General features: G+C 66.7%; 22 protein-coding genes and 1 tRNA gene. 15 read left to right on the plus strand and 8 right to left on the minus strand.

Translation table 11 applies throughout. The features are described 5' to 3' along the window. Window positions 1–192: 192 nt before the first annotated feature. Window positions 193–1,410: a Bcr/CflA family multidrug efflux MFS transporter gene (locus tag F3J15_RS20970; RefSeq protein ID WP_166893789.1), complete on the plus strand. Its 1,218-nt coding sequence runs from the start codon at window positions 193–195 to the stop codon at window positions 1,408–1,410. 96 nt (window positions 1,411–1,506) lie between these two features. Here F3J15_RS20970 and F3J15_RS20975 read toward each other — a convergent pair whose 3' ends face one another. The 3 genes from F3J15_RS20975 to zwf all read right to left on the minus strand — a co-directional run bounded on the left by F3J15_RS20975 (window position 1,507) and on the right by zwf (window position 5,651). Next, window positions 1,507–3,435 (minus strand): bifunctional transcriptional regulator/glucokinase, encoded by a 1,929-nt coding sequence (locus F3J15_RS20975; protein WP_089439434.1) that lies wholly within the window; start codon window positions 3,433–3,435, stop codon window positions 1,507–1,509. Further along, window positions 3,413–4,093, minus strand: a complete 681-nt coding sequence (gene pgl, locus F3J15_RS20980; protein ID WP_039371066.1) for a 6-phosphogluconolactonase — start codon at window positions 4,091–4,093, stop codon at window positions 3,413–3,415. The genes F3J15_RS20975 and pgl overlap by 23 nt, the downstream gene beginning before the upstream one ends. Window positions 4,094–4,181: 88 nt before the next feature. Then, window positions 4,182–5,651 carry a glucose-6-phosphate dehydrogenase gene (zwf, locus tag F3J15_RS20985; protein WP_089445116.1) on the minus strand — a complete coding sequence of 490 codons (1,470 nt, stop codon included), beginning with the start codon at window positions 5,649–5,651 and terminating at the stop codon, window positions 4,182–4,184. A gap of 432 nt (window positions 5,652–6,083) precedes the next feature. Here zwf and F3J15_RS20990 point away from each other — a divergent pair, with 432 nt between their 5' ends. From F3J15_RS20990 to ugpC, 4 genes are all read left to right on the plus strand, one after another. Further along, window positions 6,084–7,331 carry an ABC transporter substrate-binding protein gene (locus F3J15_RS20990; protein ID WP_069247370.1) on the plus strand — a complete coding sequence of 416 codons (1,248 nt, stop codon included), beginning with the start codon at window positions 6,084–6,086 and terminating at the stop codon, window positions 7,329–7,331. Between the two features lie 138 nt (window positions 7,332–7,469). Continuing rightward, window positions 7,470–8,408 (plus strand): sugar ABC transporter permease, encoded by a 939-nt coding sequence (locus F3J15_RS20995; RefSeq protein WP_042977917.1) that lies wholly within the window; start codon window positions 7,470–7,472, stop codon window positions 8,406–8,408. After that, window positions 8,398–9,255: a carbohydrate ABC transporter permease gene (locus F3J15_RS21000; RefSeq protein ID WP_011544828.1), complete on the plus strand. Its 858-nt coding sequence runs from the start codon at window positions 8,398–8,400 to the stop codon at window positions 9,253–9,255. Before F3J15_RS20995 ends, F3J15_RS21000 begins: the two co-directional genes overlap by 11 nt. 112 nt (window positions 9,256–9,367) lie before the next feature. Continuing rightward, window positions 9,368–10,486: a sn-glycerol-3-phosphate ABC transporter ATP-binding protein UgpC gene (gene ugpC, locus F3J15_RS21005; protein WP_046545128.1), complete on the plus strand. Its 1,119-nt coding sequence runs from the start codon at window positions 9,368–9,370 to the stop codon at window positions 10,484–10,486. 86 nt (window positions 10,487–10,572) lie between these two features. Here ugpC and F3J15_RS21010 read toward each other — a convergent pair whose 3' ends face one another. The 3 genes from F3J15_RS21010 to trxB all read right to left on the minus strand — a co-directional run bounded on the left by F3J15_RS21010 (window position 10,573) and on the right by trxB (window position 13,062). Next, window positions 10,573–11,196, minus strand: a complete 624-nt coding sequence (locus F3J15_RS21010) for a trimeric intracellular cation channel family protein (protein WP_027788121.1) — start codon at window positions 11,194–11,196, stop codon at window positions 10,573–10,575. Further along, complete coding sequence (locus F3J15_RS21015; protein ID WP_166893791.1) at window positions 11,183–11,962, minus strand: Smr/MutS family protein; 780 nt, start codon at window positions 11,960–11,962, stop codon at window positions 11,183–11,185. Before F3J15_RS21015 ends, F3J15_RS21010 begins: the two co-directional genes overlap by 14 nt. Before the next feature lie 137 nt (window positions 11,963–12,099). After that, window positions 12,100–13,062: a thioredoxin-disulfide reductase gene (gene trxB / locus F3J15_RS21020; RefSeq protein WP_166893793.1), complete on the minus strand. Its 963-nt coding sequence runs from the start codon at window positions 13,060–13,062 to the stop codon at window positions 12,100–12,102. A 428-nt stretch (window positions 13,063–13,490) separates the two neighbouring features. Here trxB and F3J15_RS21025 point away from each other — a divergent pair, with 428 nt between their 5' ends. The 3 genes from F3J15_RS21025 (at window position 13,491) to F3J15_RS21035 (ending at window position 18,052) form a co-directional block, all read left to right on the plus strand. After that, window positions 13,491–15,800: a DNA translocase FtsK gene (locus F3J15_RS21025; RefSeq protein WP_166893795.1), complete on the plus strand. Its 2,310-nt coding sequence runs from the start codon at window positions 13,491–13,493 to the stop codon at window positions 15,798–15,800. 46 nt (window positions 15,801–15,846) lie between these two features. Continuing rightward, window positions 15,847–16,536, plus strand: coding sequence for an outer membrane lipoprotein chaperone LolA (lolA, locus tag F3J15_RS21030; RefSeq protein ID WP_166893797.1), 690 nt, complete (start codon window positions 15,847–15,849; stop codon window positions 16,534–16,536). Window positions 16,537–16,741: 205 nt separating this feature from the next. Further along, complete coding sequence (locus F3J15_RS21035; protein ID WP_089445121.1) at window positions 16,742–18,052, plus strand: replication-associated recombination protein A; 1,311 nt, start codon at window positions 16,742–16,744, stop codon at window positions 18,050–18,052. A gap of 46 nt (window positions 18,053–18,098) precedes the next feature. Here the strand turns inward: F3J15_RS21035 and F3J15_RS21040 are convergent, their stop codons facing one another. Then, on the minus strand, window positions 18,099–18,365 hold the full coding sequence (locus F3J15_RS21040; protein ID WP_047850576.1) for a DUF2164 domain-containing protein: 267 nt from the start codon (window positions 18,363–18,365) through the stop codon (window positions 18,099–18,101). Between the two features lie 263 nt (window positions 18,366–18,628). Here F3J15_RS21040 and serS point away from each other — a divergent pair, with 263 nt between their 5' ends. The 3 genes from serS to F3J15_RS21055 all read left to right on the plus strand — a co-directional run bounded on the left by serS (window position 18,629) and on the right by F3J15_RS21055 (window position 22,185). Then, window positions 18,629–19,930 (plus strand): serine--tRNA ligase, encoded by a 1,302-nt coding sequence (serS, locus tag F3J15_RS21045; RefSeq protein ID WP_166893799.1) that lies wholly within the window; start codon window positions 18,629–18,631, stop codon window positions 19,928–19,930. Between the two features lie 115 nt (window positions 19,931–20,045). Further along, window positions 20,046–20,136: transfer RNA gene (locus F3J15_RS21050), tRNA-Ser, on the plus strand. A gap of 513 nt (window positions 20,137–20,649) precedes the next feature. Next, entirely contained in the window at window positions 20,650–22,185 is a 1,536-nt protein-coding gene (locus tag F3J15_RS21055; RefSeq protein WP_166893801.1) for a methyl-accepting chemotaxis protein, read from the plus strand. 102 nt (window positions 22,186–22,287) lie between these two features. Here the strand turns inward: F3J15_RS21055 and F3J15_RS21060 are convergent, their stop codons facing one another. After that, a complete protein-coding gene (locus F3J15_RS21060) occupies window positions 22,288–23,448 on the minus strand; it encodes an alkane 1-monooxygenase (RefSeq protein WP_166893803.1) in 1,161 nt (386 codons plus the stop codon). A gap of 669 nt (window positions 23,449–24,117) precedes the next feature. On the opposite strand from F3J15_RS21060, the gene F3J15_RS21065 reads away from it, so the two are divergent. The 4 genes from F3J15_RS21065 (at window position 24,118) to minE (ending at window position 26,715) form a co-directional block, all read left to right on the plus strand. Beyond that, entirely contained in the window at window positions 24,118–24,630 is a 513-nt protein-coding gene (locus F3J15_RS21065; RefSeq protein ID WP_027788116.1) for a GNAT family N-acetyltransferase, read from the plus strand. A gap of 169 nt (window positions 24,631–24,799) precedes the next feature. Beyond that, a complete protein-coding gene (minC, locus tag F3J15_RS21070; RefSeq protein WP_166893805.1) occupies window positions 24,800–25,573 on the plus strand; it encodes a septum site-determining protein MinC in 774 nt (257 codons plus the stop codon). Window positions 25,574–25,632: 59 nt separating this feature from the next. After that, a complete protein-coding gene (minD, locus tag F3J15_RS21075) occupies window positions 25,633–26,448 on the plus strand; it encodes a septum site-determining protein MinD (RefSeq protein WP_046545140.1) in 816 nt (271 codons plus the stop codon). A 12-nt stretch (window positions 26,449–26,460) separates the two neighbouring features. Continuing rightward, window positions 26,461–26,715, plus strand: a complete 255-nt coding sequence (gene minE, locus F3J15_RS21080; protein WP_006476634.1) for a cell division topological specificity factor MinE — start codon at window positions 26,461–26,463, stop codon at window positions 26,713–26,715. The last annotated feature ends 20 nt before the right edge of the window (window positions 26,716–26,735 follow it).

Here is a 26,735-nt window from a genome sequence, read left to right on the forward strand (position 1 = left end):
ATCGAATTCCCGCGTGCGATCCCGTGTGGCGGGCGCCACGGCGGTACTTTTCGGCCCGCTGCACACTTACACCGCCAGCACGTAAAAAAGTTGCGCGTACAATCATGGGCCTGGGCGCACCGTTCGCGGCGCGGCCTCCCGTCTTCACCGCCACGCGCGCCCCGATGCGCGCGGGCTCCATTCCGGATACCCATGTCTCACGTCATCCGACGCCGGCCCGATGCCCGGCTGATCCTGTTGCTCGGCGCGCTCGCCGCCTGCGGGCCGATCGCTACCGACATGTACCTGCCGAGCCTGCCGTCGATTGCCGCCGGCTTCTCCGTCAGCCCCGGCGCCGCGCAGCGCACGCTGACGAGCTTCATGGCCGGCTTCTCGGTCGGCATGCTGCTGTACGGCCCGCTGTCCGACACGTGGGGCCGACGCCCCGTGCTGCTCGGCGGCATCGCGCTGTTCACGCTCGCGAGCATCGGCTGCTTCGTGTCGACGTCGATCGACATGCTGATCCTCGTGCGCTTCCTGCAGGCGCTCGGCGCCGGCGCGGCGTCGGTGCTGTCGCGTGCGATCGCGCGCGACGCGCACGAGCCGACCGACGCGGCGAAGGTGCTGTCGATGGTGGCGATCGTCACCGCGGTCGGGCCGTTGCTCGCGCCGCTGATCGGCGGGCAGATCCTGCGCTTCTCCGGTTGGCGCGGCGTGTTCGTCGTGCTGGCCGTATTCGGCGCGGTATGCGCGGCGACCGCGTACCTGCGCGTGCCCGAAACCTGGCCGAAGGAGCGGCGCAAGAGCGCGGCCGTGCTCGCTTCGTTCGCGTCTTACGGGCGCATCCTGTCCGATCCCGTCGCCTGGGGGCACATGCTGTGCGGCGGGATGGCGTTCGCGTCGATGTTCTCGTACATCACCGCCACGCCGTTCGTGTACATCGAGTATTTCCACGTGTCGCCGCAGCACTACGGGCTGCTGTTCGGCCTGAACGTCGTCGGCATCATGATCGGCAACTTCGCGAATACGCGGCTCGTCGGCCGCCTCGGCTCGCTGCGCATCATCGCGGCCGCGTCGCTCGTGAGCTGCATCGCGTCGCTCGCGGTCGCGCTCGTCGCGCTGACGGGGTGGGGCGGGCTGTGGTCGATCGTCGTGTGCCTGTTCTTCGTCGTCGGCGTGGTCGGGATCCTGTCCGCGAACTGCACGACTGACCTCATGCATCGCTATCCGCACAACGCGGGCGCGTCGGCGGCCGTGTTCGGCGCGATGCAGCTGGCGCTCGGAGCGCTCGCGAGCGTCGCGATCGGTGCACTCGCGGACGGCACGCCGTTCGCGATGGGCGTGACGATCGGCGTGTCGGGCGTGCTGTGTTTCGCCGGCCGCTGCCTCGTGCTGCGCTGGCACGGGCGGCCCGTCAAGGCGGGCGCCTGAACCACGGCCTGACGGCAGCATGAAAAACGCCACCGCGCGCGCTGTGCCGGTGGCGTTTTTGTTTCGAACGCGGGAAGCGGCTGCCGCCGCGCCGCGTCAGTCCCGCGCGACGTCCTTCGCCGCCGGCGACGCACCGTGGCTCAGCCAGTCGAGCACGTCGGCCGTTTCGTCGTCGCTCGCGCGTGCCCTCGCCTGGGCGACGGCCTCGGGCAGTTCGCCGTTCGTCGACGCACGGCGGATCGCGACGCCGACCGCGAGGATGTCGATCATCAGCAGATGCAGGATCCGCGAGATCATCGACAGTTGCGACTCGCGCATCTCGATGTGGTCGGTTTCGAGCGCGACGGTCGCGCGCTTCGCGAGCGGCGTGTTGCTCGACGTGATCGCGATCACCTTCGCGCCGGCCTGCATTGCGACGTCGAGCACGCGCAGCAGCTCGGGCGCGCGCCCCGACTTCGATACCGCGACGATCACGTCGCCCTTGCCGAGCAGCGCGGCCGACGCGGCCTGCATGTACAGGTCGCCGTACGCGATCGTCGGGATCCCGAAGCGGAAGAACTTGTAATGCGCGTCCTGCGCGACGATGTTCGAGTTGCCGAGCCCGTAGAACTCGATGCGCCGCGCGCCGTTCAGGATCTCGATCGCGTTCTCGACGTGCTCGAAATTCAGGTGCTCGCGCAACTGCAGGATCGCGGACACCGTGTTGTCGAGCACCTTCGCGCCGAAGTCGGTGGCCGTGTCGCCGAGATGCACCTGGCTGTGGCTCATCGGGATCGTACCGGTGAGGCCGGTGGCGAGCTTCAGCTTGAAGTCGGACAGCCCCTGGCAGCCGAGCGAGCGGCAGAAGCGGATCACCGTCGGCTGGCTCACGTCGGCCTTGCGCGCGATGTCGACGATCGGATCGTTGATGATCGAGCGCGGATGGTTCAATGCGAGATCGGCGACGCGGCGCTCGGCCGGCGTCAGTGCGTCACGCATCTGGCGGATCCGCTCGAACACGGCCGACGATGCACCACCCGAGCGGTTCGACAGCTGCTCCGCGAGGATCGCCGATACGCCGAGGAACGCCGGGTATTCGGCGGTGATCAGGTAGGTCGGGATGTTCTCGAGGTAGTGCGTGAAGCGGCCCTTCGCCTCGAAGCGCGCGCGGAACGACGAGCGCGTGAACAGTTCACCGAGCTTCAGCGCGACACCGCCGCCGATGTACACGCCGCCGAGCGCGCCGAGCGTCAGCGCGACGCTGCCCGCGAACGCGCCGAGAATTCCGCAGAAGCATTCGACCGTCTCGAGCGCGAGTGCGTCTCCCGCATGGGCGCGCTCGACGATCTCGACCGTGTCGACGGTCGCGGCCACGCGCTTCTTGTCGCGCGCGGCGAGCGCGCGATAGATGATCTCCATGCCGGGGCCCGCGCACACGCGTTCGAACGACACGTGCGGAAACTTCTTGCGCGCGTACTGCAGCACCAGATCCTCGCGCTCGTCCTGCGGCGCGAACGATGCGTGACCGCCTTCGCTGCCGAGTGCGATCCAGCGGTCGTCGGCCGGAATCAGCCCCGACACGCCGAGCCCCGTGCCGGGCCCGAGCAGCCCGATCACGCTGTTCTGGCGGCGCGCGCCGCCGCCGACCTGCACGCGTTGCGCATCGGTCAGCCCGGGCAGCGCCATCGCGAGCGCGGTGAAGTCGTTGACGACGAGCAGCGTGTCGAAGCCGAGCGCGCGGCGCGTCGCCTCGATCGAGAAGCTCCAGTCGTGGTTGGTCATCGTGACCTGGTCGCCGTCGACCGGGTTCGCGATTGCGATCGCCGCGTGATTCACGCGGCTGATCTTCACATCCTTCAGATACTTGCGGATCGCGTCGGTGATCGTCGGATAGTCGGCGCCGGGATAGACGCGAATCTGCGTGATCTCGCCCGGGCCGGTTTCCAGCGCGAAGCGCGCGTTGGTGCCGCCGACGTCCGCGAGCAGGCGCGGGCCGTCGGCATGCTGACCCGCGACGACCGCCTTACTTTGCGCACCAGTAGACATCGAGCTGGGTCCCCTTGTCGTTGGCCAGTTGGGAAATCGCGTTCTTCTGCAGCGATGCGGCCGCGGCGTCGAGCACCGCGCGCTTGCGTTCGCCCGCGATCAGCAGGAACAGCCGGTCGACGCGCTTGAGCGCATCGAGCGAGAAGCTCACGCGCGCATGCGGCGCGGCGCCGGGATGCACGGCGACGAAACGCTCGGGCGTCGTGATCGCGTGATCCCATTCGGGCGCATCGGCGAAGATCGACGCGGTATGGCCGTCCTCGCCCATGCCGAGCACCGCGACGGTCGGTACGCGGTAGTCGGCATTCGCGTTCAGCGCGGCGACGTGCGCGTCGAGCGCGGCGCGCGTGTCGACGAGCGGCAGGAAGCGGGCAGGGGCGGCTGCATGCTGCAGCAGCGTGTCGCGCACGAGGTGCGCGTTGCTGGCTGCATCGTCCTCCGGCACCCAGCGGTCGTCGACCAGCGTCACGTCGACGCCGGCCCAGTCGAGCGCCGCGTGCGACAGAGTTTGCAGGAACGGGCGCGGGCTCGTGCCGCCGGACACCGCGAGCGTCGGGCGCGCGGGGCCGGCGAGCGCAGCGCGCAGCGCATCGCCGACGGCGCGCGCGAGCGCTTCGCTTTGCGCTTCCTGGGTGTCGAAAGCGTGAATCTCGATCACATCTCCTCCGGACTGCTTTGTCTGTTCAAATCGTACGAATCGTGGGGCACGTTGCCGCATACGGTGACGTGCGCGGCAACGGCTTGCATCAGTTCTCTTCTTCGAGCCAGCAGGTGTCGTGCTGCGCGAGCATCGCGCTCGCCGCGGCCGGCCCCCACGTGCCCGCCGCATACGGCTTCGGCGGCTTCAGCGTGCGCGCCCATTCGTTCAGGATAGGCTCGACCCAGCGCCATGCGGCTTCCTGTTCGTCGCGGCGCACGAAGAGGGCGAGACGGCCGTTGATCACGTCGAGCAGCAGGCGCTGGTACGCCTCCATCTGCCCTTCCTTGAAGAACTGGTCGAACGCGAGGTCGAGGTGCACGCTCGCGAGGTTCATCCCTTCGCCCGGTTGCTTCGCGAGGCAGTACAGGCGGATCGTCTCGTTCGGCTGCAACCGGATCACGAGGCGGTTCGCGCCGGGGCGCAGCGCGGTCGGGCCGAGCGCCGAATGCGGCACCGGGCGGAAATTGACGACGATCTCCGCGACGCGATCGGCAAGCCGCTTGCCGGTGCGCAGGAAGAACGGCACGCCGGCCCAGCGCCAGTTCTCGATCTCGACCTTCAGCGCGACGAAGGTTTCGGTCTGGCTGTCGGGCTTCACGCCCGGCTCGGTCGCGTAGGCCGGCACCTGCACGCCCTTGATCACGCCCGCATGATACTGGCCGCGCACGGCCACCTTGCCGATGTCGCGCGGATCGACCGGCTTCAGCGCGCGCAGCACGCGCAGCTTCTCGTCGCGCACCGAATCCGAATCCATCGAATGCGGCGGCTCCATCGCGACGATCGACAGCAACTGCAGCAGGTGGTTCTGCACCATGTCGCGCAGCGCGCCCGTATTGTCATAGAAATCGCCGCGTGCCTCGACGCCGAGCTCCTCGGCGATCGTGATCTGGATGCTCTCGACCCATTCTCGGCGCCACAGCGGCTCGAACAGCGCATTGCCGAAGCGCAGCGCGAGCAGGTTCTGCACGGGTTCCTTGCCGAGGTAGTGGTCGATCCGGTAGATCTGGCCTTCCGCGAAGATCTCGCCGACCGCGTCGTTGATCGCATTCGACGACTTCAGGTCGTAGCCGAGCGGCTTTTCGAGCACGATGCGCGAGCCTTCGCTCAGGCCGACCGACGCGAGTGCCTTGCAGATCGGCACGAACAGCGACGGGCCCGTCGCCAGATAGAACACGCGGATACCGGGCAGCGATGCCACCGCGTCGCGCAGCACGCCGTAGTCTTCCGCGCGGCCGAGATCGAGGTGCACGTACTCGATGCGATCGAGGAAGGACTTCCACGCAGCTTCGTCGAACGCCTTGCCGGCGGCCTTGGCCGCGTGCGGTTTCACGTGCGTGTCGACCCATTCGAGATAGGACGCCCGATCCGATTCATGACGCGCCACGGCAACGATCCGGCCGCTCTCCGCCAGCATGTTCGCGCGGTGCGCTTCGAACAGCGCGGGCAGGATCTTGCGCATCGACAAATCGCCGGTGCCGCCGAAAAGTACGAAGGTAAAGCTGGAATCGGTATGCATGTGTCTCCGCCGTGTTGGGGGGTGCCTGGAAGCGATCCGTAGTGCGATAAAAATATTTTTGACACTGAATTGTAGTTTAACTACAATCCGCCGCAAGGGGTAGCACCTGGGTGAAGAAAAAAAGAAGTGCGGTCGATGAACTGCGCGAGCTTCGCCTTCGGGAACGCCTTGTGCCGAATGTTATCGGACATTGACGGCGCGCATCGTCAGCGCGACGTCGGCCCCGGGCTCGCGCCGCATCATTGCGGCGGGCCAGAAACACAAAGAGGAGACACGCCGTTGAATCTCGATTCACGCTTTCTGTAAGAGCCCGGCCGGTCATCGGCCCCGTACGCTGCATGCGTCCCGCGGCTCGATTTCCCCGTCGTTATCAAGAAGCCGGTTCCCCGTCAGGGAACCTCACGAGTTGATTCAGTCTGGAGGAGATAAGTAATGAAAGTTCGCTCGATCATGGGTGCGCTCTGCGCCGCAGGTCTGATGGCTGGTGCCGTGGCGGCGCAGGCAGCCGAGAATGTGACGGTGCTGCACTGGTGGACCTCGGGTGGCGAGTCGAAGGCCGTCGGCGTGCTGAAGGACGACGTGCAGAAGCAGGGCTACGTGTGGAAGGACTTCGCGGTCGCGGGCGGCGCCGGCGCCGCGGCCATGACCGCGCTGAAGACCAAGGTGATCAGCGGCGACTCACCGTCGGCCGCGCAGATCAAGGGCCCGCTGATCCAGGACTGGGCCGACCAGGGCGTGCTCGTCAACATCGATTCCGCTGCCGGCGACTGGAAGCAGAACCTGCCGCCGGAAATCGACAAGATCATCAAGTACAAGGGCCACACCGTCGCGGCGCCGTTCTCGGTGCACCGCGTGAACTGGCTGTACATCAACAAGGCCGCGCTCGACAAGGTCGGCGCGAAGGTGCCGACCACCTGGCCTGAATTCTTCGCGGTGGCCGACAAGCTGAAGGCCGCGGGCATCCAGCCGGTCGCGATGGGCGGCCAGCCGTGGCAGGACCTGACGCTGTGGGAAGACGTCGTGCTGTCGCAGGGCCCGGCGTTCTACAAGAAGGCGCTGGTCGACCTCGACCAGGCGACGCTGACCTCGCCGCAGATGCTGTCCGTGTTCGACACGGTGCGCAAGATCCAGGGCTACTTCGATACCGGCCGTAACGGCCGCGACTGGAACCTCGCGACCGCGATGGTCATCAACGGCAAGGCCGGCATGCAGTTCATGGGCGACTGGGCGAAGGGCGAGTTCGAGAACGCCGGCAAGAAGGCGGGCAAGGACTACGTCTGCGCGCCGGTGCCGGGCACCGCGAATTCGTACACGTTCAACGTCGACTCGTTCGTGTTCTTCCAGCAGAAGGGCGAGAAGAACGCGACGCCGGGCCAGCTCGCGCTCGCGAAGACGATCATGACGCCGGACTTCCAGGAGCAGTTCAGCCTGCTGAAGGGCTCGGTGCCGGTGCGTCTCGGCGTGAAGATGGACAAGTTCGACGATTGCGCGAAGAAGTCGTATGCCGACGAGCAGACCGCGATCAAGTCGGGCGGCTTCGTGCCGTCGCTCGCGCACGGCATGGCGCAAAGCGACGCGACCGCCGGCGCGATCACGGACGTCGTGACGAAGTTCATGAACTCGCAGCAGGATTCGAAGAGCGCGGTCGCCGCGCTCGCGAAGGCCGCGAAGGTCAAGTAACGCGCGCCAGGCGCCCGGCCGGAAACACTTCATCGGCCGGGCGTTTTTGCATGTGCAGCAAACGGGCCCGCCCGCGAGCCCGTGTCGTACCCGGCGCCGGCCCGGCCTGCGTCGCCCTCGTTCCAGGAGTCGAATCAAGTGGCTGCCCCTCTTAGCGGAAACGGATCCGGCGCTGCCGCCGCACGGCGTACGTCGCCGATGTCGGCCTTCGCCGATCGCTGGATCCCGAAGCTCGTGCTTGCGCCGAGCGTCGCGATCGCCGTGGTGTTCATCTACGGCTTCATCCTGATTACCGGCTATCTGTCGCTGACCCGCTCGCGGCTGTTGCCCAACTACGAATTCGACGGCTTCGGCCGTTACACGGACCTGTTCCAGAACGACGTGTGGTGGACCTCCGCCGCGAACCTCGGCTGGTTCGGGATTCCGTTCATCGCGATCTGCGTCGGGCTCGGCCTGTTCCTCGCGATCCTGCTCGACCAGCGGATCCGCAACGAAGGCGCGCTGCGCGCGATCTTCCTGTACCCGATGGCGCTGTCGTTCATCGTCACCGGTACCGCCTGGCAGTGGATCCTGAACCCGGGTCTCGGCCTCGAGAAGGTGATGCACGACTGGGGCTGGACGAGCTTTTCGTTCGGCTGGCTCGACGATCCGGACAAGGCGATCTTCTGCGTGGTGATCGCGGCCGTGTGGCAATCGACCGGCTTCGTGATGGCGCTGTTCCTCGCGGGGCTGCGCGGTGTCGACGCGGAGATCTTCAAGGCCGCGCAGGTGGACGGCGCGACGCTGCCGACCATCTACCGCAAGATCGTGATCCCGAGCATGCGCCCGGTGTTCTTCTCGGTGCTGCTGATCCTCTGCCACATCACGATCAAGACCTTCGACCTCGTCGTCGCGCTGACGGCAGGCGGCCCGGGCACCTCGTCGTCGCTGCCGGCCATGTTCATGTACACGTTTTCGTTCAACCGCGGCCAGCTCGGGCTCGGCGCGGCGTCCTCGGTGATGATGCTCGCGACCGTGGTCGCGGTGCTGGTGCCGCTGATGTATATGGAATCGAGGAGCACCCGCAATGCAGCCTAAGATGACGATCAGCCGGGCAGTGATCTATGCGGCACTGATCCTGTTCGCGCTGTATTTCCTGTTCCCGATCTACGTGATGCTGTCGACGTCGTTCAAGGATCTCGACCAGCTGCGTACCGGCAACCTGCTGACGCCGCCCACCACGTGGACCGTCGACCCGTGGGTGAAGGCATGGAGCGGGGCGTGCACCGGCGTGCGCTGCGACGGCATGAAGCCGTTCTTCCTGAACTCGCTGCAGATGGTGATCCCGGCCGTGCTGATCTCGTCGCTGATCGGCGCGTTCAACGGCTACGTGCTCACGCACTGGCGCTTTCGCGGCGCCGACGCGCTGTTCACGATGATGCTGGTCGGCTGCTTCATCCCGTTCCAGGTGATCCTGCTGCCGATGGCGCGCCTGCAGGGGATGCTCGGCCTCGCCAACACGATTCCGGGCCTCGTGTTCGTGCACGTCGTGTACGGGATCGCGTTCACGACGATGTTCTTCCGCAACTTCTACGTGAGCGTGCCGGCCGAGCTCGTGAAGGCCGCGCGCATCGACGGCGCGGGCTTCTTCACGATCTTCACGAAGATCCTGCTGCCGGTGTCGCTGCCGATCTTCATGGTGTGCCTGATCTGGCAATTCACGCAGATCTGGAACGACTTCCTGTTCGGGATCGTGTTCTCCGGCGTCGATTCGATGCCGATCACGGTTGCGCTGAACAACCTCGTCAACACGTCGACGGGCGTGAAGGAATACAACGTCGACATGGCCGGCGCGATCATCGCCGCGCTGCCGACGCTGCTCGTCTACATCGTCGCCGGCCGCTACTTCGTGCGCGGGCTGACGGCGGGCGCGGTGAAGGGGTAAGCGCTGCTTCAACCGATACGACGAACCGGCCGCGCTTCGCGCGCGGCGCATCGAAACGAACCCGACGCGGCGCCGGAGTGCGCCGCGCGAGACGAGACAGAGGATTCACAGCATGGCAAGCCTTTCCATCCGTGACGTGTACAAGACCTACCCGAACGGGGTGCCGGTCCTGAAGGGTGTCGACATCGAGATCGAGGACGGACAGTTCCTGATCCTGGTCGGCGGGTCGGGCTGCGGGAAGTCGACGCTGCTCAACATGATCGCCGGGCTCGAGACCGTGACGAGCGGCGAGATCTGCATCGACGGCAAGGTCGTCAACGACCTGTCGCCGAAGGATCGCGACATCGCGATGGTGTTCCAGTCGTACGCGCTGTATCCGTCGATGACGGTGCGCGAGAACATCTCGTTCGGCCTGAACATCCGCAAGGTGCCGAAGAGCGAACAGCAGCAGATCGTCGACCGCGTGTCGCAGATGCTGCAGATCCAGCACCTGCTCGACCGCAAGCCGGGCCAGCTGTCGGGCGGCCAGCGCCAGCGCGTCGCGATGGGCCGGGCGCTCGCGCGCGATCCGTCGCTGTTCCTGTTCGACGAGCCGCTGTCGAACCTCGACGCGAAGCTGCGCATCGAGATGCGCGCGGAAATCAAGCTGCTGCACCAGCGCCTCGGCACGACGATCGTCTACGTGACGCACGACCAGATCGAGGCGATGACGCTCGGCGACCGGATCGCGGTGATGAAGGACGGCGTGGTCCAGCAGTTCGGCGCGCCGCAGGAGATCTACGATTCGCCGTCGAACCTGTTCGTCGCGGGCTTCATCGGCGCGCCGCCGATGAACTTCATCAACGGCAAGCTGGTCGAGCAGGGCAGCGGGATCGCGCTTGAAGTCGACACGGGCGTCAAGCGCGGCGCGCTGAACCTGCCGTTCGATGCGGCGAAGCTGAAGTCGCACGTCGGCCGCGAGGTGATCCTCGGCCTGCGTCCGGAGCGCATCACCGACGTGCGCCACGCGCACAACGGCGACGCGTCGCATCTGCAACCGTTCGATGTGCGCGTCGACGTGACCGAGCCGACCGGGCCGGATACGCACGTGTTCGCGCAGGTGAACGGCAAGCGCATCGTGAGCCGCGTGCATCCGGCCGCGAACCCGCAGCCCGACCAGACGCTGTCGCTGCTGTTCGACGTGTCGAAGGCGGTGCTGTTCGATCCGGCGTCGGAAGAGCGGATCGCGTAACGTCGCGCGAGCGCTGAACGAAGAAAAAAGGGCCGTCTTCGGACGGCCCTTTTGTTCTGGCGCGGCGGTTGATGCCGCAGCGGCGCTCAGTGCGGCAGCCTTACGTCGAACTTGAACGTCGCGAGCCGCGCGACGAGGATGAAGCCGGTCGCGAGCAGCACGCTGTACACCGAGTCGAACTGCAGCCACACGAGCAGCAGGTAGAACCAGCAGCCGACGAACGCGCAGGTCGCATACGGCCGCGAATCGCGCAGGATCAGCGGGATGTCGTTGCACAGCACGTCGCGGATGATCCCGCCGACTACGCCCGTGATCACGCCCATCATCACCGCGATGAAGCGCGGCATCTCGGCATCGAGCGCGATCGCCGTGCCCGAGATGCTGAAGATCCCGAGCCCGATCGCATCGGCGACGAGCAGCAATCGCTCGGCCGACAGCCGAGACAACATCCGCAGCACGAACGGCGCGAACAGCGCGAGCACGAAGATCGCGATCACGTAGTCGTCGTGCACGACCCAGTAGAACGGCCGGCGCTCGAGCAGGATGTCGCGCAGCGTGCCGCCGCCGAACGCGGTGGCGAGCGCGACGACGAACGTGCCGACCGAGTCGAGGCGGTTCTTGCGCGCCTCGATGAAGCCCGAGATCGCAAAGGCCAGCGTGGCGATCGCCTCCAGTACCGCGATCGCGAGCGTCAGCCTAGGATGCGGCACGCGGCCCCCGGTCGCCGGGTGTCGCGAACGGCTGCAGCAGCACCAGCACCGCGCCCGCGCCGCCGTCATTGCCGCGCGCCTCGCAGAACGCGATCACTTCTTCCTTCTGCACGAGCCACGCGCGTACCTTGCCTTTCAGCACGGGTTCCTTGCCGATCGAGCCGAGCCCCTTGCCGTGGATCACGCGCAGGCAGCGCAGCCCCTTTTTACCGGCTTCGCGGATGAACTCGGCGAGCGCGTCGCGCGCCTCGTCGCGCCGCATCCCGTGCAGGTCGATCTGCGCCTGCACGATCCACGCGCCGCTGCGCAGCTTGCGCACGACGTCGCGGCTGATGCCGGGGCGGTGGTAGTACAGCGAGTCGTCGCTGTCGAGCAATGTCTCGGGATCGAATTCGTCGGACAACGTCGCGTTCAGCACGGCTTCCTCGTCGCGCTGCGTCTGCTTCGGCACCGGGTCGGGCGGTGTGCGCCCGGCCGCCGCGCGCGCCGGCGCGTTCAGCGGACGGATCGCGCCGATCTCGTTGCGGAACAGGTTCGCGTCGGCTTCCGCCTTGCGCTCGGCCTTGGCCGTTTCGACGCGCTCGCGTTCGCGACGATCGGCTTCGCCTTGCAGCGACTTGCGCAGCGCGCCGAGGCCCGCGAGCCCCTGGCCGCGCAACGCGGCGGGATCGGGGGCGGGCGCCGGTGCAACGGGCGCGGGGTTCGCGGGACGGGCGGCGATCTGCCGCTTCGCGGGATCGCTCGGATGGGGCTGGTTCTTCGCCATGATTCGGTACGCAGGGCAGGCGCGTTCGGGCGCGCGGGCAAAAAAAAGCCGCTGCTCGGCGGCAGCGGCTTGTCCGGCCAGACCCGCTTCGCGGCAGCGGACGCCATTGTAGCGCCCGGCGCGACAGGTCTCGCGGCTTACTTCTTGTCGTGCAGGCTTTCGAGGTAGCGCTGCGCGTCGAGCGCGGCCATGCAGCCCGTGCCGGCGCTGGTGATCGCCTGGCGGTACACGTTGTCCTGCACGTCGCCCGCGGCGAACACGCCAGCGACGCTCGTCGACGTCGCGTTGCCGTGCAGGCCGCTCTTCGTCAGGATGTAGCCGTCCTTCATCTCGAGCTGGCCCTGGAACAGGTCGGTGTTCGGCTTGTGGCCGATCGCGACGAACACGCCCTGGACGTTGAGGTCTTCCGTCGCGCCGGTCTTCACGTTCTTGATGCGCAGGCCGGTGACGCCCGAATCCTCGCCGGTCACTTCGTCGAGCACGTGATCCCACTTGATCACGACGGCGCCTTCCTTTTCCTTCTCCAGCAGGCGGTCGATCAGGATCGGCTCCGCGCGGAACTTGTCGCGGCGGTGGATCACCGTGACCTTCTTCGCGATGCCCGTCAGGTAGAGCGCTTCCTCGACGGCCGTGTTGCCGCCGCCGATCACCGCGACTTCCTGGCCGCGATAGAAGAAGCCGTCGCAGGTCGCGCAGGCCGACACGCCCTTGCCCATGAACGCTTCTTCGGACGGCAGGCCGAGATACTGCGCCGATGCGCCGGTCGCGATGATCAGCGAGTCGCACGTGTATTCGCCCGAGTCGCCGATCAGGCGGATCGGCTGCTCGTGCAGCTTGGCGGTGTGGATGTGGTCGAACACGATTTCGGTGTTGAAGCGCTCGGCGTGCTCGAGGAAACGCGCCATCAGCTCCGGACCCTGCACCCCTTTCGCATCTGCCGGCCAGTTTTCGACGTCGGTCGTGGTCATCAGCTGGCCGCCCTGCGCGATGCCGGTGATCAGCACCGGGGACAGGTTGGCGCGTGCCGCGTAGACGGCAGCCGTGTAGCCGGCGGGGCCGGAACCGAGAATCAGGACTTTGGCGTGTTTGGGCGTGGACATGTGCGAATCCGTAAAAGGCGGCCGCGGCGGGCGGGGTAGGCTCGCCGTACGATCCGGGTTGACCGGGATGCCGTCATAGATGGGTATCAGACGCGCATTATAAAGGCCCCGTTGCTGCGTTGCCGAACGAGAGTTTCAATCGGGGCGATAGTGTCGGGCAGCGCAACGGCCGCGCACGCGGGGTGGGCGGGGCGCCTGGCGCACGGGTGTGGCGGGGCCTGGCCGCGGCTCGAGGGGCGTAGCGGCGGTGCCCGACGGGGCCGGCCGGACCAGGGCGAAAGGGCCGCTGCGAAGCGCGTCCGCGGGGCCGTCCGGACCCCGGCCCTGTTATGTAACCGTCATTTACACTTGGCGGCCCGGTGCAGCGTTTACAATAAGCGCGATCGAACGACAGGCGGGCGCACGGCCCGTCCTCTTTATACGGATTCATGGCAAAAGCTCCTTATTCCGCCCAGGCACAGGCGTTGCCGCACCGGATGTCGAAGCTCCTCACGGAGATCCGCTGGATTCTCCAGGTCGCGCTCTGCGCCTTTCTGGTGATGGCCCTGCTGAGCTACAGCCGGCGCGATCCGAGCTGGACGCACGCCGCCCAGGTGGACCACATCTCGAACTGGGCCGGCCGCGTCGGCGCCTGGACGGCCGACATCATCCTGCTGCTGTTCGGCCTGTCGGCCTACTGGCTGATCGTGCCGCTCGCGCGGCGCATCGCCGTCAACTATCGCCGCATCACGCGCCACGAGGCGGTCTCGGACGAACCCGAGCGGCCGATCGGCTGGCTCACCGAAATCCTGGCGTTCGTGCTCGTCGTGCTGGCGTGCGACGGCATCGAGGCGCTGCGCATGTGGTCGCTGAAGGTGCAGTTGCCGCGCGCGCCGGGCGGCGTCGTCGGCGAGGCCGTCGCGGGTGCGATGTCGCATGCGTTCGGCTTCACGGGCGGCACGCTGCTGCTGCTGATCGCGCTCGCGATCGGCCTGTCGCTGTATTTCCGTTTCTCGTGGCTGTCGGTTGCCGAGCGTGTCGGCGGCGCAATCCTGTCCGCCGTCAACGTCGCGAAGCTGCGCCGTGAGGCCGAGCGCGACCGCAAGCTCGGCGAGGCCGCGGCCGTGCGCCGCGAAGGCAAGGTCGAAGAGGAGCGGGTGCGCATCGAGGATCACGAGCCCGTGACGATCGTGCCGCCGGTCGTCACGCCGGCGAAGTCCGAGCGCGTCGAGCGCGAGCGCCAGGTGCCGCTGTTCACCGACCTGCCGGGCGATTCGACGCTGCCGGCGGTGTCGCTGCTCGATCCGGCGCCGAAGACGCAGGAAGCGATTTCCGCCGATACGCTCGAATTCACGTCGCGGCTGATCGAGAAGAAGCTGAAGGACTTCGGCGTCGAGGCGAGCGTCGTCGCCGCGTATCCGGGCCCGGTCGTCACGCGCTACGAGATCGAGCCGGCCACCGGCGTGAAGGGCAGCCAGATCGTCAACCTCGCGAAGGATCTCGCGCGCTCGCTGTCGCTCGTGTCGATCCGTGTGGTCGAGACGATTCCCGGCAAGAACTACATGGCGCTCGAGCTGCCGAACCAGCGCCGCCAGACGGTGCACCTGTCCGAGATCATCGGTTCCGAGGTGTACGCGGCCGCGTCGTCGGCGCTGACGCTGAGTCTCGGCAAGGACATCGGCGGCAAGCCGGTGTGCGCGGATCTCGCGAAGATGCCTCACCTGCTCGTCGCCGGCACGACCGGCTCGGGCAAGTCGGTCGGGATCAACGCGATGATCCTGTCGCTGCTGTACAAGGCGACGGCTGACCAGGTTCGCCTAATCCTGATCGATCCGAAGATGCTCGAAATGAGCGTCTACGAAGGCATTCCGCACCTGCTGTGCCCGGTCGTCACCGACATGCGCCAGGCCGGCCACGCGCTGAACTGGACGGTCGCGGAGATGGAGCGCCGCTACAAGCTGATGAGCAAGCTCGGCGTGCGCAACCTGGCGGGCTACAACAACAAGATCGACGAGGCCGCGAAGCGCGAGGAGAAGCTGCCGAATCCGTTCAGCCTGACGCCGGAAGATCCGGAGCCGCTCGGCCGCCTGCCGAACATCGTCGTGGTGATCGACGAGCTGGCCGACCTGATGATGGTCGTCGGCAAGAAGGTCGAGGAACTGATTGCGCGGATCGCGCAGAAGGCGCGTGCGGCCGGCATCCACCTGATCCTCGCGACGCAGCGTCCGTCGGTCGACGTGATCACGGGCCTGATCAAGGCGAACGTGCCGACCCGGATCGCATTCCAGGTGTCGTCGAAGATCGACTCGCGCACGATTCTCGACCAGATGGGCGCCGAATCGCTGCTCGGGATGGGCGACATGCTGTACCTGCCGCCCGGTTCGGGGCTGCCCGTGCGCGTGCACGGCGCGTTCGTCGCGGATGACGAAGTGCACCGCGTCGTCGAGAAGCTCAAGGAGCAGGGCGAGCCGAACTACGTCGAGGGCCTGCTCGAAGGCGGCACCGCCGACGGCGACGAGGGCTCGGCCGGCGCGGGAACCGGTGAAGGCGGCAGCGAGTCTGATCCGCTGTACGACCAGGCGGTCGAGATCGTCATCAAGAACCGCCGCGCATCGATCTCGCTCGTGCAGCGCCACCTGCGGATCGGCTACAACCGCGCGGCGCGGCTGCTCGAGCAGATGGAGCAGTCGGGGCTCGTGTCGGCGATGTCGTCGAGCGGCAACCGCGAAATTCTTGTGCCGGCGCGCGACGCGGAATGAGTCCGCGGCGTTCGCAGCGCCGGCCACCCAGGGAGAAAACCGCAATATGCAGCAACATTCGTTCGCAATGTCCCTTCGTTCGACGCGGCGCTGGCTCGGCGCGGCGCTCGCCGGCGCCTCGCTGATGCTCGCGGCGACGCACGCGTTCGCGGGCGGCACCGAGCAACTGAAGGCGTTCGTGTCGCAGGTGCGTTCGGCGAAGGGCGACTTCACGCAGCAGATCGTCAAGGCACCGTCGAAGGGCGCGAGCGCCGCGCAGGCCGCGGCGAAGCCCACCGACAATTCGAGCGGCACGTTCGTGTTCGCACGCCCCGGCAAGTTCATCTGGACGTACCAGAAGCCGTACCAGCAGGTGCTGCAGGCCGACGGCGAGAAGCTCTACGTGTACGACCGCGACCTGAACCAGGTCACCGAGCGCAAGCTGAACGGCGCGCTGGGTGCGAGCCCCGCCGCGATCCTGTTCGGCAGCAACGATCTCGAGAAGAATTACACGCTGCGCGATGCCGGCGAGAAGGGCGGCATCGAGTGGCTCGAGATGTTGCCGAAGGCGCAGGACACGCAGTTCCAGCGGATCGGCATCGGCTTCAAGAACGGCACGCTCGCCGCGATGGAGCTGCACGACGTGTTCGGCAACGTCACGCTGCTGACGTTTACGAACATCCAGACGAATCCGCCGCTGAAGGGCGATACGTTCAAGTTCGTCGTGCCGAAGGGCGCCGACGTGATTACCGGCTGACCGGCGCCGCGCGCTGCTGTTTCACCGACGGGCCTGCCGGCGACGGCAGGCCCTTGTTGTTTCTGGGCGCCGGGCACCAGGCGCGGGCACCAGGCGCGGGCACCAGGCGCCGGGCACCGGGCGCGGCGGTGCTTTCGCGTGGCTGTCATAATGTCGGGTCCGGCGGCCGGTTCGGCCGCCATTGTTTGATGTGGAGCGAGGGTTCATGTCCGACCTGTTTCAAGTCGAGCCGCGCCGCCCGCTCGCCGAGGCGCTGCGGCCGAAGACGCTCGCCGAGGTGATCGGCCAGACGCATTTGCTGGGCGAAGGCAAGCCGCTGCGGCTCGCGTTCGAATCGGGCAAGCCGCATTCGATGATCCTGTGGGGGCCGCCCGGCGTCGGCAAGACGACGCTCGCACGGCTCACCGCGCTCGCGTTCGACTGCGAGTTCATTGCGCTGTCCGCGGTGCTCGGTGGTGTGAAGGACATCCGCGAGTCGATGGAGCAGGCGAAGGACACGCTGAACCGCACCGGCCGCCACACGATCCTGTTCGTCGACGAGATCCACCGCTTCAACAAGGGGCAGCAGGACGCGTTGCTGCCGTTCGTCGAGTCGGGGCTCGTGACCTTCATCGGCGCGACGACCGAGAACCCGAGCTTCGAGGTCAACTCGGCGTTGCTGTCGCGTGCGCAGGTGTACGTGCTGAAGTCGCTGGACGACGACGAGATGCGCCAGTTGCTGAAGCGCGCGCAGGAAATCGCACTCGACGGCCTGTCGTTCGACGACAAGGCGATCGATACGCTGGTCGGCTATGCGGACGGCGACGCGCGGCGCTTCCTGAACCTGCTCGAGCAGGCGCAGACGGCGGCCACGTCGGCCGGCACCGCGACGATCGATGCCGAATTCGTCAGCAGCGCGATGACGCTGAACGCACGGCGCTTCGACAAGGGCGGCGACAACTTCTACGACCAGATCTCGGCGCTGCACAAGTCGGTGCGCGGCTCGAGCCCGGACGGCGCGTTGTACTGGTTCTGCCGGATGATCGATGGCGGTGCGGATCCGAAGTATCTCGCACGGCGGATCGTGCGGATGGCGTGGGAAGACATCGGCCTCGCCGATCCGCGCGCGCTGCAGATGGCGAACGACGCGGCCGAAACCTACGAGCGGCTCGGCTCGCCGGAAGGCGAACTCGCGCTCGGGCAGGCGGTGATCTATCTCGCGTGCGCGGCGAAGAGCAACGCGGGCTACAACGCGTTCAACCAGGCGATGGCGTTCGTGAAGCAGGACAAGTCGCGCGAGGTGCCCGTGCATCTGCGCAACGCGCCGACCAAGCTGATGAAGGAACTCGGCTACGGTCACGCCTACCGTTACGCGCACGACGAGCCGAATGCGTATGCGGCCGGCGAGACGTACCTGCCGGACGGCATGCGCGAGCCGCGCTGGTACAAGCCGGTGCCGCGCGGGCTCGAATCGAAGATCGCCGACAAGCTCGCGTGGCTGCGCGAACTCGACCGCGAGGCCGGCAAGAAGGACTGACCGGGCAACGTCCGGCGCGGTCCGCGCCGGTGCCGCCACGAACGCGTCAGCGCTTGCGGGCCGGCTGCTTCTTCCAGTAGCCGAACGGCTCCTGATGGCACTCGATGTCGAGTTCGGTGACGCGGGCGTGCAGGCTCTGCTGCGCATCGGCGATCGCGAGGTTGTAGATCGCCGGTGCGATTTCCTCGACGAAGAAGTGCAGCAGTGCACCCGCCTGGATATTGCCGATCGGCTCATCCATGTTTTCTGTGAAATAGCGTTGCAGCGACGCGATCGCGCGGTCGCGTACGTCCTTCTCCAGTTCGATGGCCATCGGTTTCCTTGGGTAGCAGTGACGGGTGGCGCGTGCGTCGTTCGATGCGCTGCGGCGGGCACGCCCGGGTGTTTCGCGATCCGCGGCGCGTCGATGCCGCGCGATTTCGCGGGCGCCGACGCGCGGACCGGCAATGCGATACTGCCATGGCCGTCGCGCCACGGTCATCGCCCGTTTGCAGCATTGTCCGTCCGGCCAGTGCCGTGGCGGCCCCGCGGTGCGTTAGAATTCCCGTCTTACACAACGATTCTCCAAGTCCTCCCATGCTCGACATCCAGTTGCTGCGCAAAGACCTCGACGGCGTCGCCAAGCGCCTCGCCGATCGCGGCTACACCCTCGACGTCGCCGCCTTCTCCGCGCTCGAAGCGGAACGCCGCGCGATCCAGACCCGCACCGAAGAGCTCCAGGCGCGCCGCAACAGCCTGTCGAAGCAGATCGGCGCGATGAAGGGGAAGGGCGAGGACACGTCGGCCGTGATGGCCGAGGTCGGCGGGATCGGCGACGAAATGAAGGCGGGAGAAGCCAAGCTCGGCGAGATCCAGGCGCGCCTGTCCGACCTGATGCTGGGCATGCCGAACGTCGCGCACGAAAGCGTGCCGGTCGGCAAGGACGAAGCCGACAACGTCGAGGTGCGCCGCTGGGGCACGCCGCGCCAGTTCGATTTCGAGGTGAAGGATCACGTCGACGTCGGCACGCCGCTCGGCCTCGATTTCGAAACCGGTGCGAAGCTCGCCGGCGCGCGCTTCACGATGCTGCGCGGCTCGATCGCACGCCTGCACCGCGCGCTCGCGCAGTTCATGATCGACACGCACACGCTGCAGCACGGATACACGGAGACGTATACGCCGTACATCGTGAACCCCGAGATCCTGTACGGCACGGGCCAACTGCCGAAGTTCGCGGACGACATGTTCCGCGTCGAGAAGGGCGGCGAGGAGAACAAGGTCACGCAATACCTGATTTCCACGTCGGAAATTTCGCTGACGAACACCGTGCGCGAGTCGATCGTCGACGCGTCCGCACTGCCGATCAAGCTGACCGCGCATTCCCCGTGCTTCCGCTCGGAAGCCGGTTCGTACGGCCGCGACACGCGCGGCATGATCCGCCAGCACCAGTTCGACAAGGTCGAGATGGTGCAGGTCGTCGCGCCGGAAGCATCCTACGCCGCGCTCGACGAGATGGTCGGCCATGCGGAAGCGATCCTGCAGAAGCTCGGCCTGCCGTACCGCGTGATCACGCTGTGCACGGGCGACATGGGTTTCTCGGCCGCGAAGACGTTCGACCTCGAAGTGTGGCTGCCTGCGCAGAACACCTATCGCGAGATCTCGAGCTGCTCGAACACCGAAGCGTTCCAGGCGCGCCGGATGCAGGCGCGTTTCCGCAACGCGCAGGGCAAGCCGGAACTCGTGCACACGCTGAACGGTTCGGGTCTCGCCGTCGGCCGCACGCTCGTCGCGGTGCTGGAGAACTACCAGAACGCGGACGGCTCGGTCACAGTGCCGGAAGTGCTGCGTTCGTACATGGGTGGCATCGAGCGTATCGATGCGCCGGCGCAGGCGTCGTAACGCGGCCTTCAAAGCCCTCGCAAAAAAATTTGCAGAAAGGGCTTGTCAGCCACGAAGCGATCGTCTTATAATCTTTTTCTCGCGGAAACGACCAGCCGCGAGATGCAGCAAGGAAGGAGAGGTGGCAGAGTGGTCGAATGTACCTGACTCGAAATCAGGCGTACGGTTTCCCCGTACCGTGGGTTCGAATCCCACCCTCTCCGCCAAAATACGAAGCCCCTTGATCCGGAAGGATCAAGGGGTTTTTCGTTTTGGGTTCGCGGTGCGTGCGTCGTGTCGCAAGCCGTTGCAGTGGCAACAGCTCGACCGTCGGCAATTCGGATCGTGCTGATGCGAGGGCGCGCACCGCATGCATGATCGTGCCGCGTCCTCGATACCGCCGCGCTGAATGGCAAACGCAGCGTCGATCGTGCTGAATGCCGCGATGATCGTGTCGACGCCACCCAAGATGGCCACTAGCCGTCCAACGTGATCGCGAGGATCGTATTCGGCGTGCTGTCGATCGTCGTTGTGCGCCGCTGGATGGCGGGCCCGTGCAGGATCGTGACAATCGGGCCGCGCGCGACGCCGCCGACCTGATCGCACTGGCCGGCCTCGTTCCATCCGTCCGGCCTTTACCGCATTCTTCAGCTTTAAGCCCGCGCTTCCCGCGCCGTTAACACGGGGCGGCGGCCGGTACCCGTGCCGGACCGCGTCGTTCCCCGTCGATTCAAGGTCCCATGAAGCTGAGCTACAAGATTCCCCTCGCATTTGCTGTCGCGCTGCTGCTGATGTTCTGTGGCGCGCTGTACGGTATCCACATTCTCAATCGGTCGATCGATACGTTCGCCGACGACGTGCAGACGAACGTCGGCGAGGAACGGCTCGTGTCGGCCACGCTCGTACAGTTCAAGCTGCAAGTGCAGGAATGGAAGGACACGCTGTTGCGCGGCAAGCAGCCCGGCAAGCTCGATCAGTACTGGCAGGCGTTCCAGACGCGCGAGCGGACGGTCGACACGCTCGCTGCGCAGCTCGTTCACCAGTTGCCGCCCGGCGAGAGCCGCTCGCTCGTCGAGCAGTTCATGCGCGCGCATACGGCGATGGGCGACGGTTACCGGCGCGGGTTCGACGCGTTCAAGGCTGCGGGCTTCGAGCCGTCGGCCGGCGATGCCGCGGTGGCGGGCGTGGACCGCGAGCCGGCGGCGCTACTGGAGCGGGCCGCGAAGTCGATCGCCGACGAGAGCGCCGCGGTGTCGGCGCAGGCGAGCCGCGACGCGCAGCGCGCAACCACCGCGAGCCTCGTGCTGATGCTGGTCGTGCTCGGCGTCGCGATGGTCGGCGCGTTCCTGTTCAGCCGCGCGATCCTGCGTCCGCTCGATCGTGCGGTGGCGTGCGCGCAGGCCGTCGCCGAAGGCGACCTGACGCGCGACGTCGACGTGGCCGGCCGCGACGAGATTGCCGATCTGCTGCGCGCGTTGCAGGCCATGCAGACGAGCCTGTCGGGCGTCGTGCTCGAAGTGCGTACGCACGCCGAAGCCGTCGCGACGGCGAGCGCACAGATCGCGTCGGGCAATCACGACCTGTCGGCGCGGACCGAGGCACAGGCCGCGTCGCTCGAGGAGACGGCCGCCAGCATGACCGAACTCACGGGCATCGTCCGCCAGTCGGCCGAGCACGCGCAGCACGCGGCGCAGCTGGCGCACGACGCGTCGAACATCGCGGCGGCGGGCGGCGGCGTGATGACGGATGCCGTCGGCACGATGAACGGCATCGCCGACAGCTCCGCCAAGGTCGGCGAGATCATCGCGGTGATCGACGGCATCGCGTTCCAGACCAACATCCTCGCGCTGAACGCAGCGGTCGAGGCGGCTCGCGCGGGCGAACAGGGGCGCGGCTTCGCGGTCGTCGCGGCGGAAGTGCGCACGCTCGCGCAGCGCAGCGCCGCCGCGGCGAAGGAGATCAAGGGGCTCATCGAACAGTCGACGAAGCGGGTCGACGAGGGCGCCGTGCTGATCGGCCGGGCGGGCGAATCGATTCACGAGATCGTCGGCGCGGTGCAGCGCGTCACGACGATCGTCGGCGAGATCTCGTCCGCGTCGCAGGAGCAGAGCGGCGGCATCCAGCAGGTGAACATCGCGGTGACGCAGATGGACGAGGCGACGCAGCGCAACGCGGCGCTCGTCGAGCAGGCTTCGGCCGCGACACAGGCACTGGCCGAGCAGGCGAGCGCGCTGCGGCATGCGGTGGCCGTGTTCAGGCTACCGGAAATGGCGTGACGGCGGCCGCCGTCGAGCCGGACTTCGATGGAACCGGGGCCGGCGCGGCGCCGGCTTTCAGCGGCGCAACGGCGCCGATCGACCCCGGTCCGTCTCCCGCGATCACGCCGCAGCCGGATATTGCGCGAGCACCCGGGCGCGGATCGACGGCTTGATGTTCGATTGCGCCATGTTGCCGCCGTAGTGTGCGACGACGCGCGGATTCATCACGCGATACCAGAGCGGCGGCACGTACGCGAACAGGATCATCGTCGCGTAGCCGGCCGGCAGTTGCGGCGCATCGTCGAAGTGGCGCAGTGCCTGGTACGAGCGCGTCGGATTCGCGTGATGGTCGGCGTGCCGCTGCAACTGGTACAGGAACAGGTTGGTGACGACGTGATTGCTGTTCCACGAATGCTGCGGCGTGCAGCGTTCGTAGCGGCCGTTCGGCAGCTTGCGGCGGCCGAGCCCGTAATGCTCGACGTAGTTCACGACTTCGAGCAGCGACGCGCCGTAGACGGCCTGGATCACGAGGAACGGGATCACGACCTTGCCGGCCATCGCGATCGCGATGCCCCACACGACGACGGTCATCGCCCACGCGTGCAGCACCTCGTTGCGCCACGTCCACGGCGAATGCCCGAGCCGTTCGAGGCGTGCCTTCTCGAGCCGCCACGCCGAGCGGATGCTGCCGGTCACGGTGCGCGGCAGGAATGCCCAGAACGATTCGCCGTAGCGCGCACTCGCCGGGTCCTCCGCCGTCGCGACGCGCACGTGGTGCCCGCGGTTGTGCTCGACGTAGAAGTGGCCGTATGCGACCGGCGCGAGCGTGATCTTCGCGAGCCAGCGCTCGAAGCGGTTGGTCTTGTGCCCGAGTTCGTGCGCGGTATTGATCGAGATGCCCGTCGCGGCGCCGAGCGACAGCGCGAAGCCGACATAGTCGTACCAGGCGAGCGCATGCGTGCCGACGATCCAGACGCACGCGAAGAACGCGACGTATTCGACGAGGGTCGCGAGATAGACGATCAACCGGTAATAACGCTCCCGTTCAAGTTGCGGCACGACGTCCTCGGGCGGGTTGTCGCGATCGTCGCCGATCAGCGTGTCGAGGACCGGGATCACGCCGAACGCGAACAGCGGGCCGAACCACCAGAACACGTGCAGGCCGGTCGACAGCGCGAGCTGGGCGGCGAGGATCGGCAGCGTGATCGTCAGCGCGCCGAGCAGCCACAGGTAACGCTTGCCATCCGACCAGCCCGAAGCCGATCCGTTGGTCATTGCCATTGTCTCCCTCCTGCCGGCCGGCCCGAGGGCGGCCGCCTGTACGGTCGTTCGAATTCTCGTTGGTCCGCGAAGCACGCGCGGTTTTGCCGGATCGTCACCCGGTTCTGCCTGTTATACGACCCATGTGCGCGCTTGCCAAACCCCGGCGCTAGGCGCGCGGCTCCAAACGGACGGGCGTGCGCGGCGCAGGCAGGGGAGGGCCCGCGCACGCTGATTGAAACATGCGGGGAACGCCGGATCGACCCGTACGGGCGACCGGTTTGTCAGACGGATGGCGCGTCGTTACGTATGCGGGTGTCGGCGCCACGGGGCCGCAACAAATGTTGCGACGCAATATTCGGAAGGCGGCAGTACCCGTGATACCTATTTCCGGGGTTGCCAATCTTACGGATCATTACGGCTTTCGCGCTGAAATCCACGGGGTCCGACGGGCCCACTGCCGCGTGTCGCAAGGCAACCGCCGCCACGCGTCGAACCCGGCCGCCGCAACCGTCTTTCGGCGGCACGTATCGACCTGGTAATGCTGCACCTGCACACCCGCTGGCCGCCGGGCCGCCGGCGGTGCATGCCGCCTTTCGATTCGCGCTGTCATTTGAAAATAACGATTTGACTCATGCCCCGCTTTCGGTTGAAGCTAGTAGCTTGCTGTCCGAAGGGGGCTGTGCCTGCATGAGTTCGACCTTGACCGTTCGTCGTATCGTTGCCGACCAGGGCGGCGTGTATCGCGAACTCCGCGCTGCATCGCTGCGCGAGCCCTACGCGCCCGGCGAAGCGCCGGAGGCCGAATTGCTGAACGTCGAAACGGACGCGGCGTCGGCGATTGCCGCGCAGCGCGCCGTGTCCGACGAATCGACGACTTTCCTGCTGTATACCGAAGGCCATCCGGCCGGCATGATCGGCGCGTATTTCGACAATACGCCCGATCGGCGCGCGTTCGTCAGCGAGCTGTGGGTGGCGCACGCGGTGCGTCATCTGCGCGGCGGCGTGCTGCTGCTGGAGACAGCCACCGCATGGCTCGCCGAGCGCGGCGCCCAGGACGTCTACGCGTGGATTGCCGATGCGAACCGCAACGCGATCCGCTTCTACGAGCGGGCGGGTTTCGGCAACACCGGCGAACACGCACCGATCGCACGGATGCCCGGCGCGATGAAATCGCTGTACGTATCGCAGGTGAAGCACTGACGTGACGTCAGAACGCGGGCCGCACGGCGCGATGAAGATCCGGTCGCCCGCCTGCCTGCCCGCTTGCCGGTTGCGCGCCCGCCCGGGTCGCCGCCACCCGGTTCCCCAAAAATAATGGCCGCGCGCGTGGACGCCTGTAAAATACGCAAAAAATTTTTGCAGAGTGTCCATGTCGCTTAAAAAATCGCCATTCTTCGAGCTGCGCAGCGGATCGGTCGATACGTTGCTGTTCACCGTGAAGACGACCGATCTCGATGCGTTGCGTACCGAACTGGTCAAGCGCTTCGAAGCGACTCCCGAGTTTTTCGCCGACGATGTCGTCGCGATCGACGTCCGCCGCCTGGCTGACGGCGAACGCGTCGCGCTGGCGGACATCCGCCAGATGCTGAACGACGTGCGGATGCGCCCGGTGGGCGTCGTCGCGCTGGCCACGCAGGGCTGGGCGGGGGAAGCCGGCCTGCCGTTGCTCGAGGCGCGCGATCGCCGTGCGCCGGCCGCAAAGCACGCCGACGAAGCGGAACCGGCGCCGGCGCCCGTCGCCGAAACCGCCGCCGCTCCGGCAGCCGAACCGGCGCAGGAGCCCGCGCCGACGCTGTTGCACGCGGGCGGCCAGACGCTCGTGATCGACCGGCCGTTGCGTTCGGGGCAGCAGATTTACGCGAAAGGAGACCTCGTGGTGCTCGCGCCGGTCAGTCACGGCGCGGAGATCATCGCGGAAGGCAATATCCACATCTACGCGCCGTTGCGCGGCCGCGCACTCGCGGGCGTGCACGGCAATCACGACGCGCGCATTTTCTGCACGTGTCTCGAGCCGGAACTGATTTCGATCGCGGGTATCTATCGAACGACCGAGAACCCGTTGCCCGCCGAAGTACTGGGCAAATCGGTGCAGATCCGGCTCGAAGAGGAAAAACTGATGATCGAACCGCTGCGCCTGACGTAAAACACGCGGTGCGCTCCGGATCGATCGGCTCTCATTGACGAACACAGGGTATTGGGTAAATGGCAAAAATCATCGTGGTGACCTCGGGCAAGGGCGGCGTGGGCAAGACGACGACGAGCGCGAGCTTTGCGTCCGGTCTCGCGCTGCGCGGCCACAAGACGGCCGTGATCGACTTCGACGTCGGCCTGCGCAACCTCGATCTCATCATGGGCTGCGAGCGCCGCGTGGTGTACGACCTCGTGAACGTGATCCAGGGCGAAGCGAACCTGAACCAGGCGCTGATCAAGGACAAGAAGTGCGAGAACCTGTTCATCCTGCCGGCGTCGCAGACGCGCGACAAGGATGCGCTCACGCGTGACGGCGTCGAGAAGGTGCTGAACGACCTGGTCGCGATGGACTTCGAATACATCGTCTGCGATTCGCCGGCCGGTATCGAGGCGGGCGCACTGCACGCGATGTACTTCGCGGACGAAGCGCTGATCGTCACGAACCCGGAAGTGTCGTCGGTGCGCGACTCGGATCGCATTCTCGGCATCCTGTCGTCGAAGACGAAGCGCGCGACCGAAGGCAAGGATCCGATCAAGGAACACCTGCTGATCACGCGCTACAGCCCGAAGCGCGTCAGCGAAGGCGAGATGCTGTCGCTCGAGGACATCAGCGAGATCCTGCGCATCAAGCTGATCGGCGTGGTGCCCGAGTCGGAAGCCGTGCTGCATGCATCGAACCAGGGTCTGCCCGCCGTGCATATCGACGGTACCGACGTTGCGGAAGCGTACAAGGACGTCGTCGCGCGTTTCCTCGGCGAAGACAAGCCGCTGCGCTTCACCGATTACCAGAAGCCGGGCCTGCTGCAGCGCCTCTTCGGCAGCAAGTAACGGAGGCCGCCCATGTCCATCCTTTCGTTTCTCCTCGGTGAGAAGAAGAAGTCCGCATCGGTCGCGAAGGAGCGCCTGCAGCTCATCATCGCGCACGAGCGCGTCGGCGGCCGGCCGCCGGCCGATTACCTGCCTGCGCTGCAGAAGGAGCTCGTCGCGGTCATCTCGAAGTACGTCCATATTTCTGACGATGACATCCGCGTGAGCCTCGAGCGCCAGGACGATCTCGAAGTCCTCGAAGTGAAGATCGAGATCCCGCAAGCCTGACCGTTGCAGGTGTCCCTCCG

This window comes from Burkholderia sp. Ap-955, from assembly GCF_011753045.1.
Lineage (GTDB): Bacteria > Pseudomonadota > Gammaproteobacteria > Burkholderiales > Burkholderiaceae > Burkholderia > Burkholderia lata_D.

Excerpts from the sequence above, each read along its gene's own strand:
- F3J15_RS20970 (WP_166893789.1), top strand. The coding sequence starts at position 193 with ATGTCTCACGTCATCCGACGCCGGCCCGATGCCCGGCTGATCCTGTTG.
- F3J15_RS20975 (WP_089439434.1), bottom strand. The coding sequence starts at position 3,435 with ATGTCTACTGGTGCGCAAAGTAAGGCGGTCGTCGCGGGTCAGCATGCC.
- zwf (WP_089445116.1), bottom strand. The coding sequence starts at position 5,651 with ATGCATACCGATTCCAGCTTTACCTTCGTACTTTTCGGCGGCACCGGC.
- F3J15_RS20990 (WP_069247370.1), top strand. The coding sequence starts at position 6,084 with ATGAAAGTTCGCTCGATCATGGGTGCGCTCTGCGCCGCAGGTCTGATG.
- F3J15_RS21000 (WP_011544828.1), top strand. The coding sequence starts at position 8,398 with ATGCAGCCTAAGATGACGATCAGCCGGGCAGTGATCTATGCGGCACTG.
- ugpC (WP_046545128.1), top strand. The coding sequence starts at position 9,368 with ATGGCAAGCCTTTCCATCCGTGACGTGTACAAGACCTACCCGAACGGG.
- F3J15_RS21015 (WP_166893791.1), bottom strand. The coding sequence starts at position 11,962 with ATGGCGAAGAACCAGCCCCATCCGAGCGATCCCGCGAAGCGGCAGATC.
- trxB (WP_166893793.1), bottom strand. The coding sequence starts at position 13,062 with ATGTCCACGCCCAAACACGCCAAAGTCCTGATTCTCGGTTCCGGCCCC.
- F3J15_RS21025 (WP_166893795.1), top strand. The coding sequence starts at position 13,491 with ATGGCAAAAGCTCCTTATTCCGCCCAGGCACAGGCGTTGCCGCACCGG.
- lolA (WP_166893797.1), top strand. The coding sequence starts at position 15,847 with ATGCAGCAACATTCGTTCGCAATGTCCCTTCGTTCGACGCGGCGCTGG.
- F3J15_RS21035 (WP_089445121.1), top strand. The coding sequence starts at position 16,742 with ATGTCCGACCTGTTTCAAGTCGAGCCGCGCCGCCCGCTCGCCGAGGCG.
- F3J15_RS21040 (WP_047850576.1), bottom strand. The coding sequence starts at position 18,365 with ATGGCCATCGAACTGGAGAAGGACGTACGCGACCGCGCGATCGCGTCG.
- serS (WP_166893799.1), top strand. The coding sequence starts at position 18,629 with ATGCTCGACATCCAGTTGCTGCGCAAAGACCTCGACGGCGTCGCCAAG.
- F3J15_RS21055 (WP_166893801.1), top strand. The coding sequence starts at position 20,650 with ATGAAGCTGAGCTACAAGATTCCCCTCGCATTTGCTGTCGCGCTGCTG.
- F3J15_RS21060 (WP_166893803.1), bottom strand. The coding sequence starts at position 23,448 with ATGGCAATGACCAACGGATCGGCTTCGGGCTGGTCGGATGGCAAGCGT.
- F3J15_RS21065 (WP_027788116.1), top strand. The coding sequence starts at position 24,118 with ATGAGTTCGACCTTGACCGTTCGTCGTATCGTTGCCGACCAGGGCGGC.
- minC (WP_166893805.1), top strand. The coding sequence starts at position 24,800 with ATGTCGCTTAAAAAATCGCCATTCTTCGAGCTGCGCAGCGGATCGGTC.
- minD (WP_046545140.1), top strand. The coding sequence starts at position 25,633 with ATGGCAAAAATCATCGTGGTGACCTCGGGCAAGGGCGGCGTGGGCAAG.
- minE (WP_006476634.1), top strand. The coding sequence starts at position 26,461 with ATGTCCATCCTTTCGTTTCTCCTCGGTGAGAAGAAGAAGTCCGCATCG.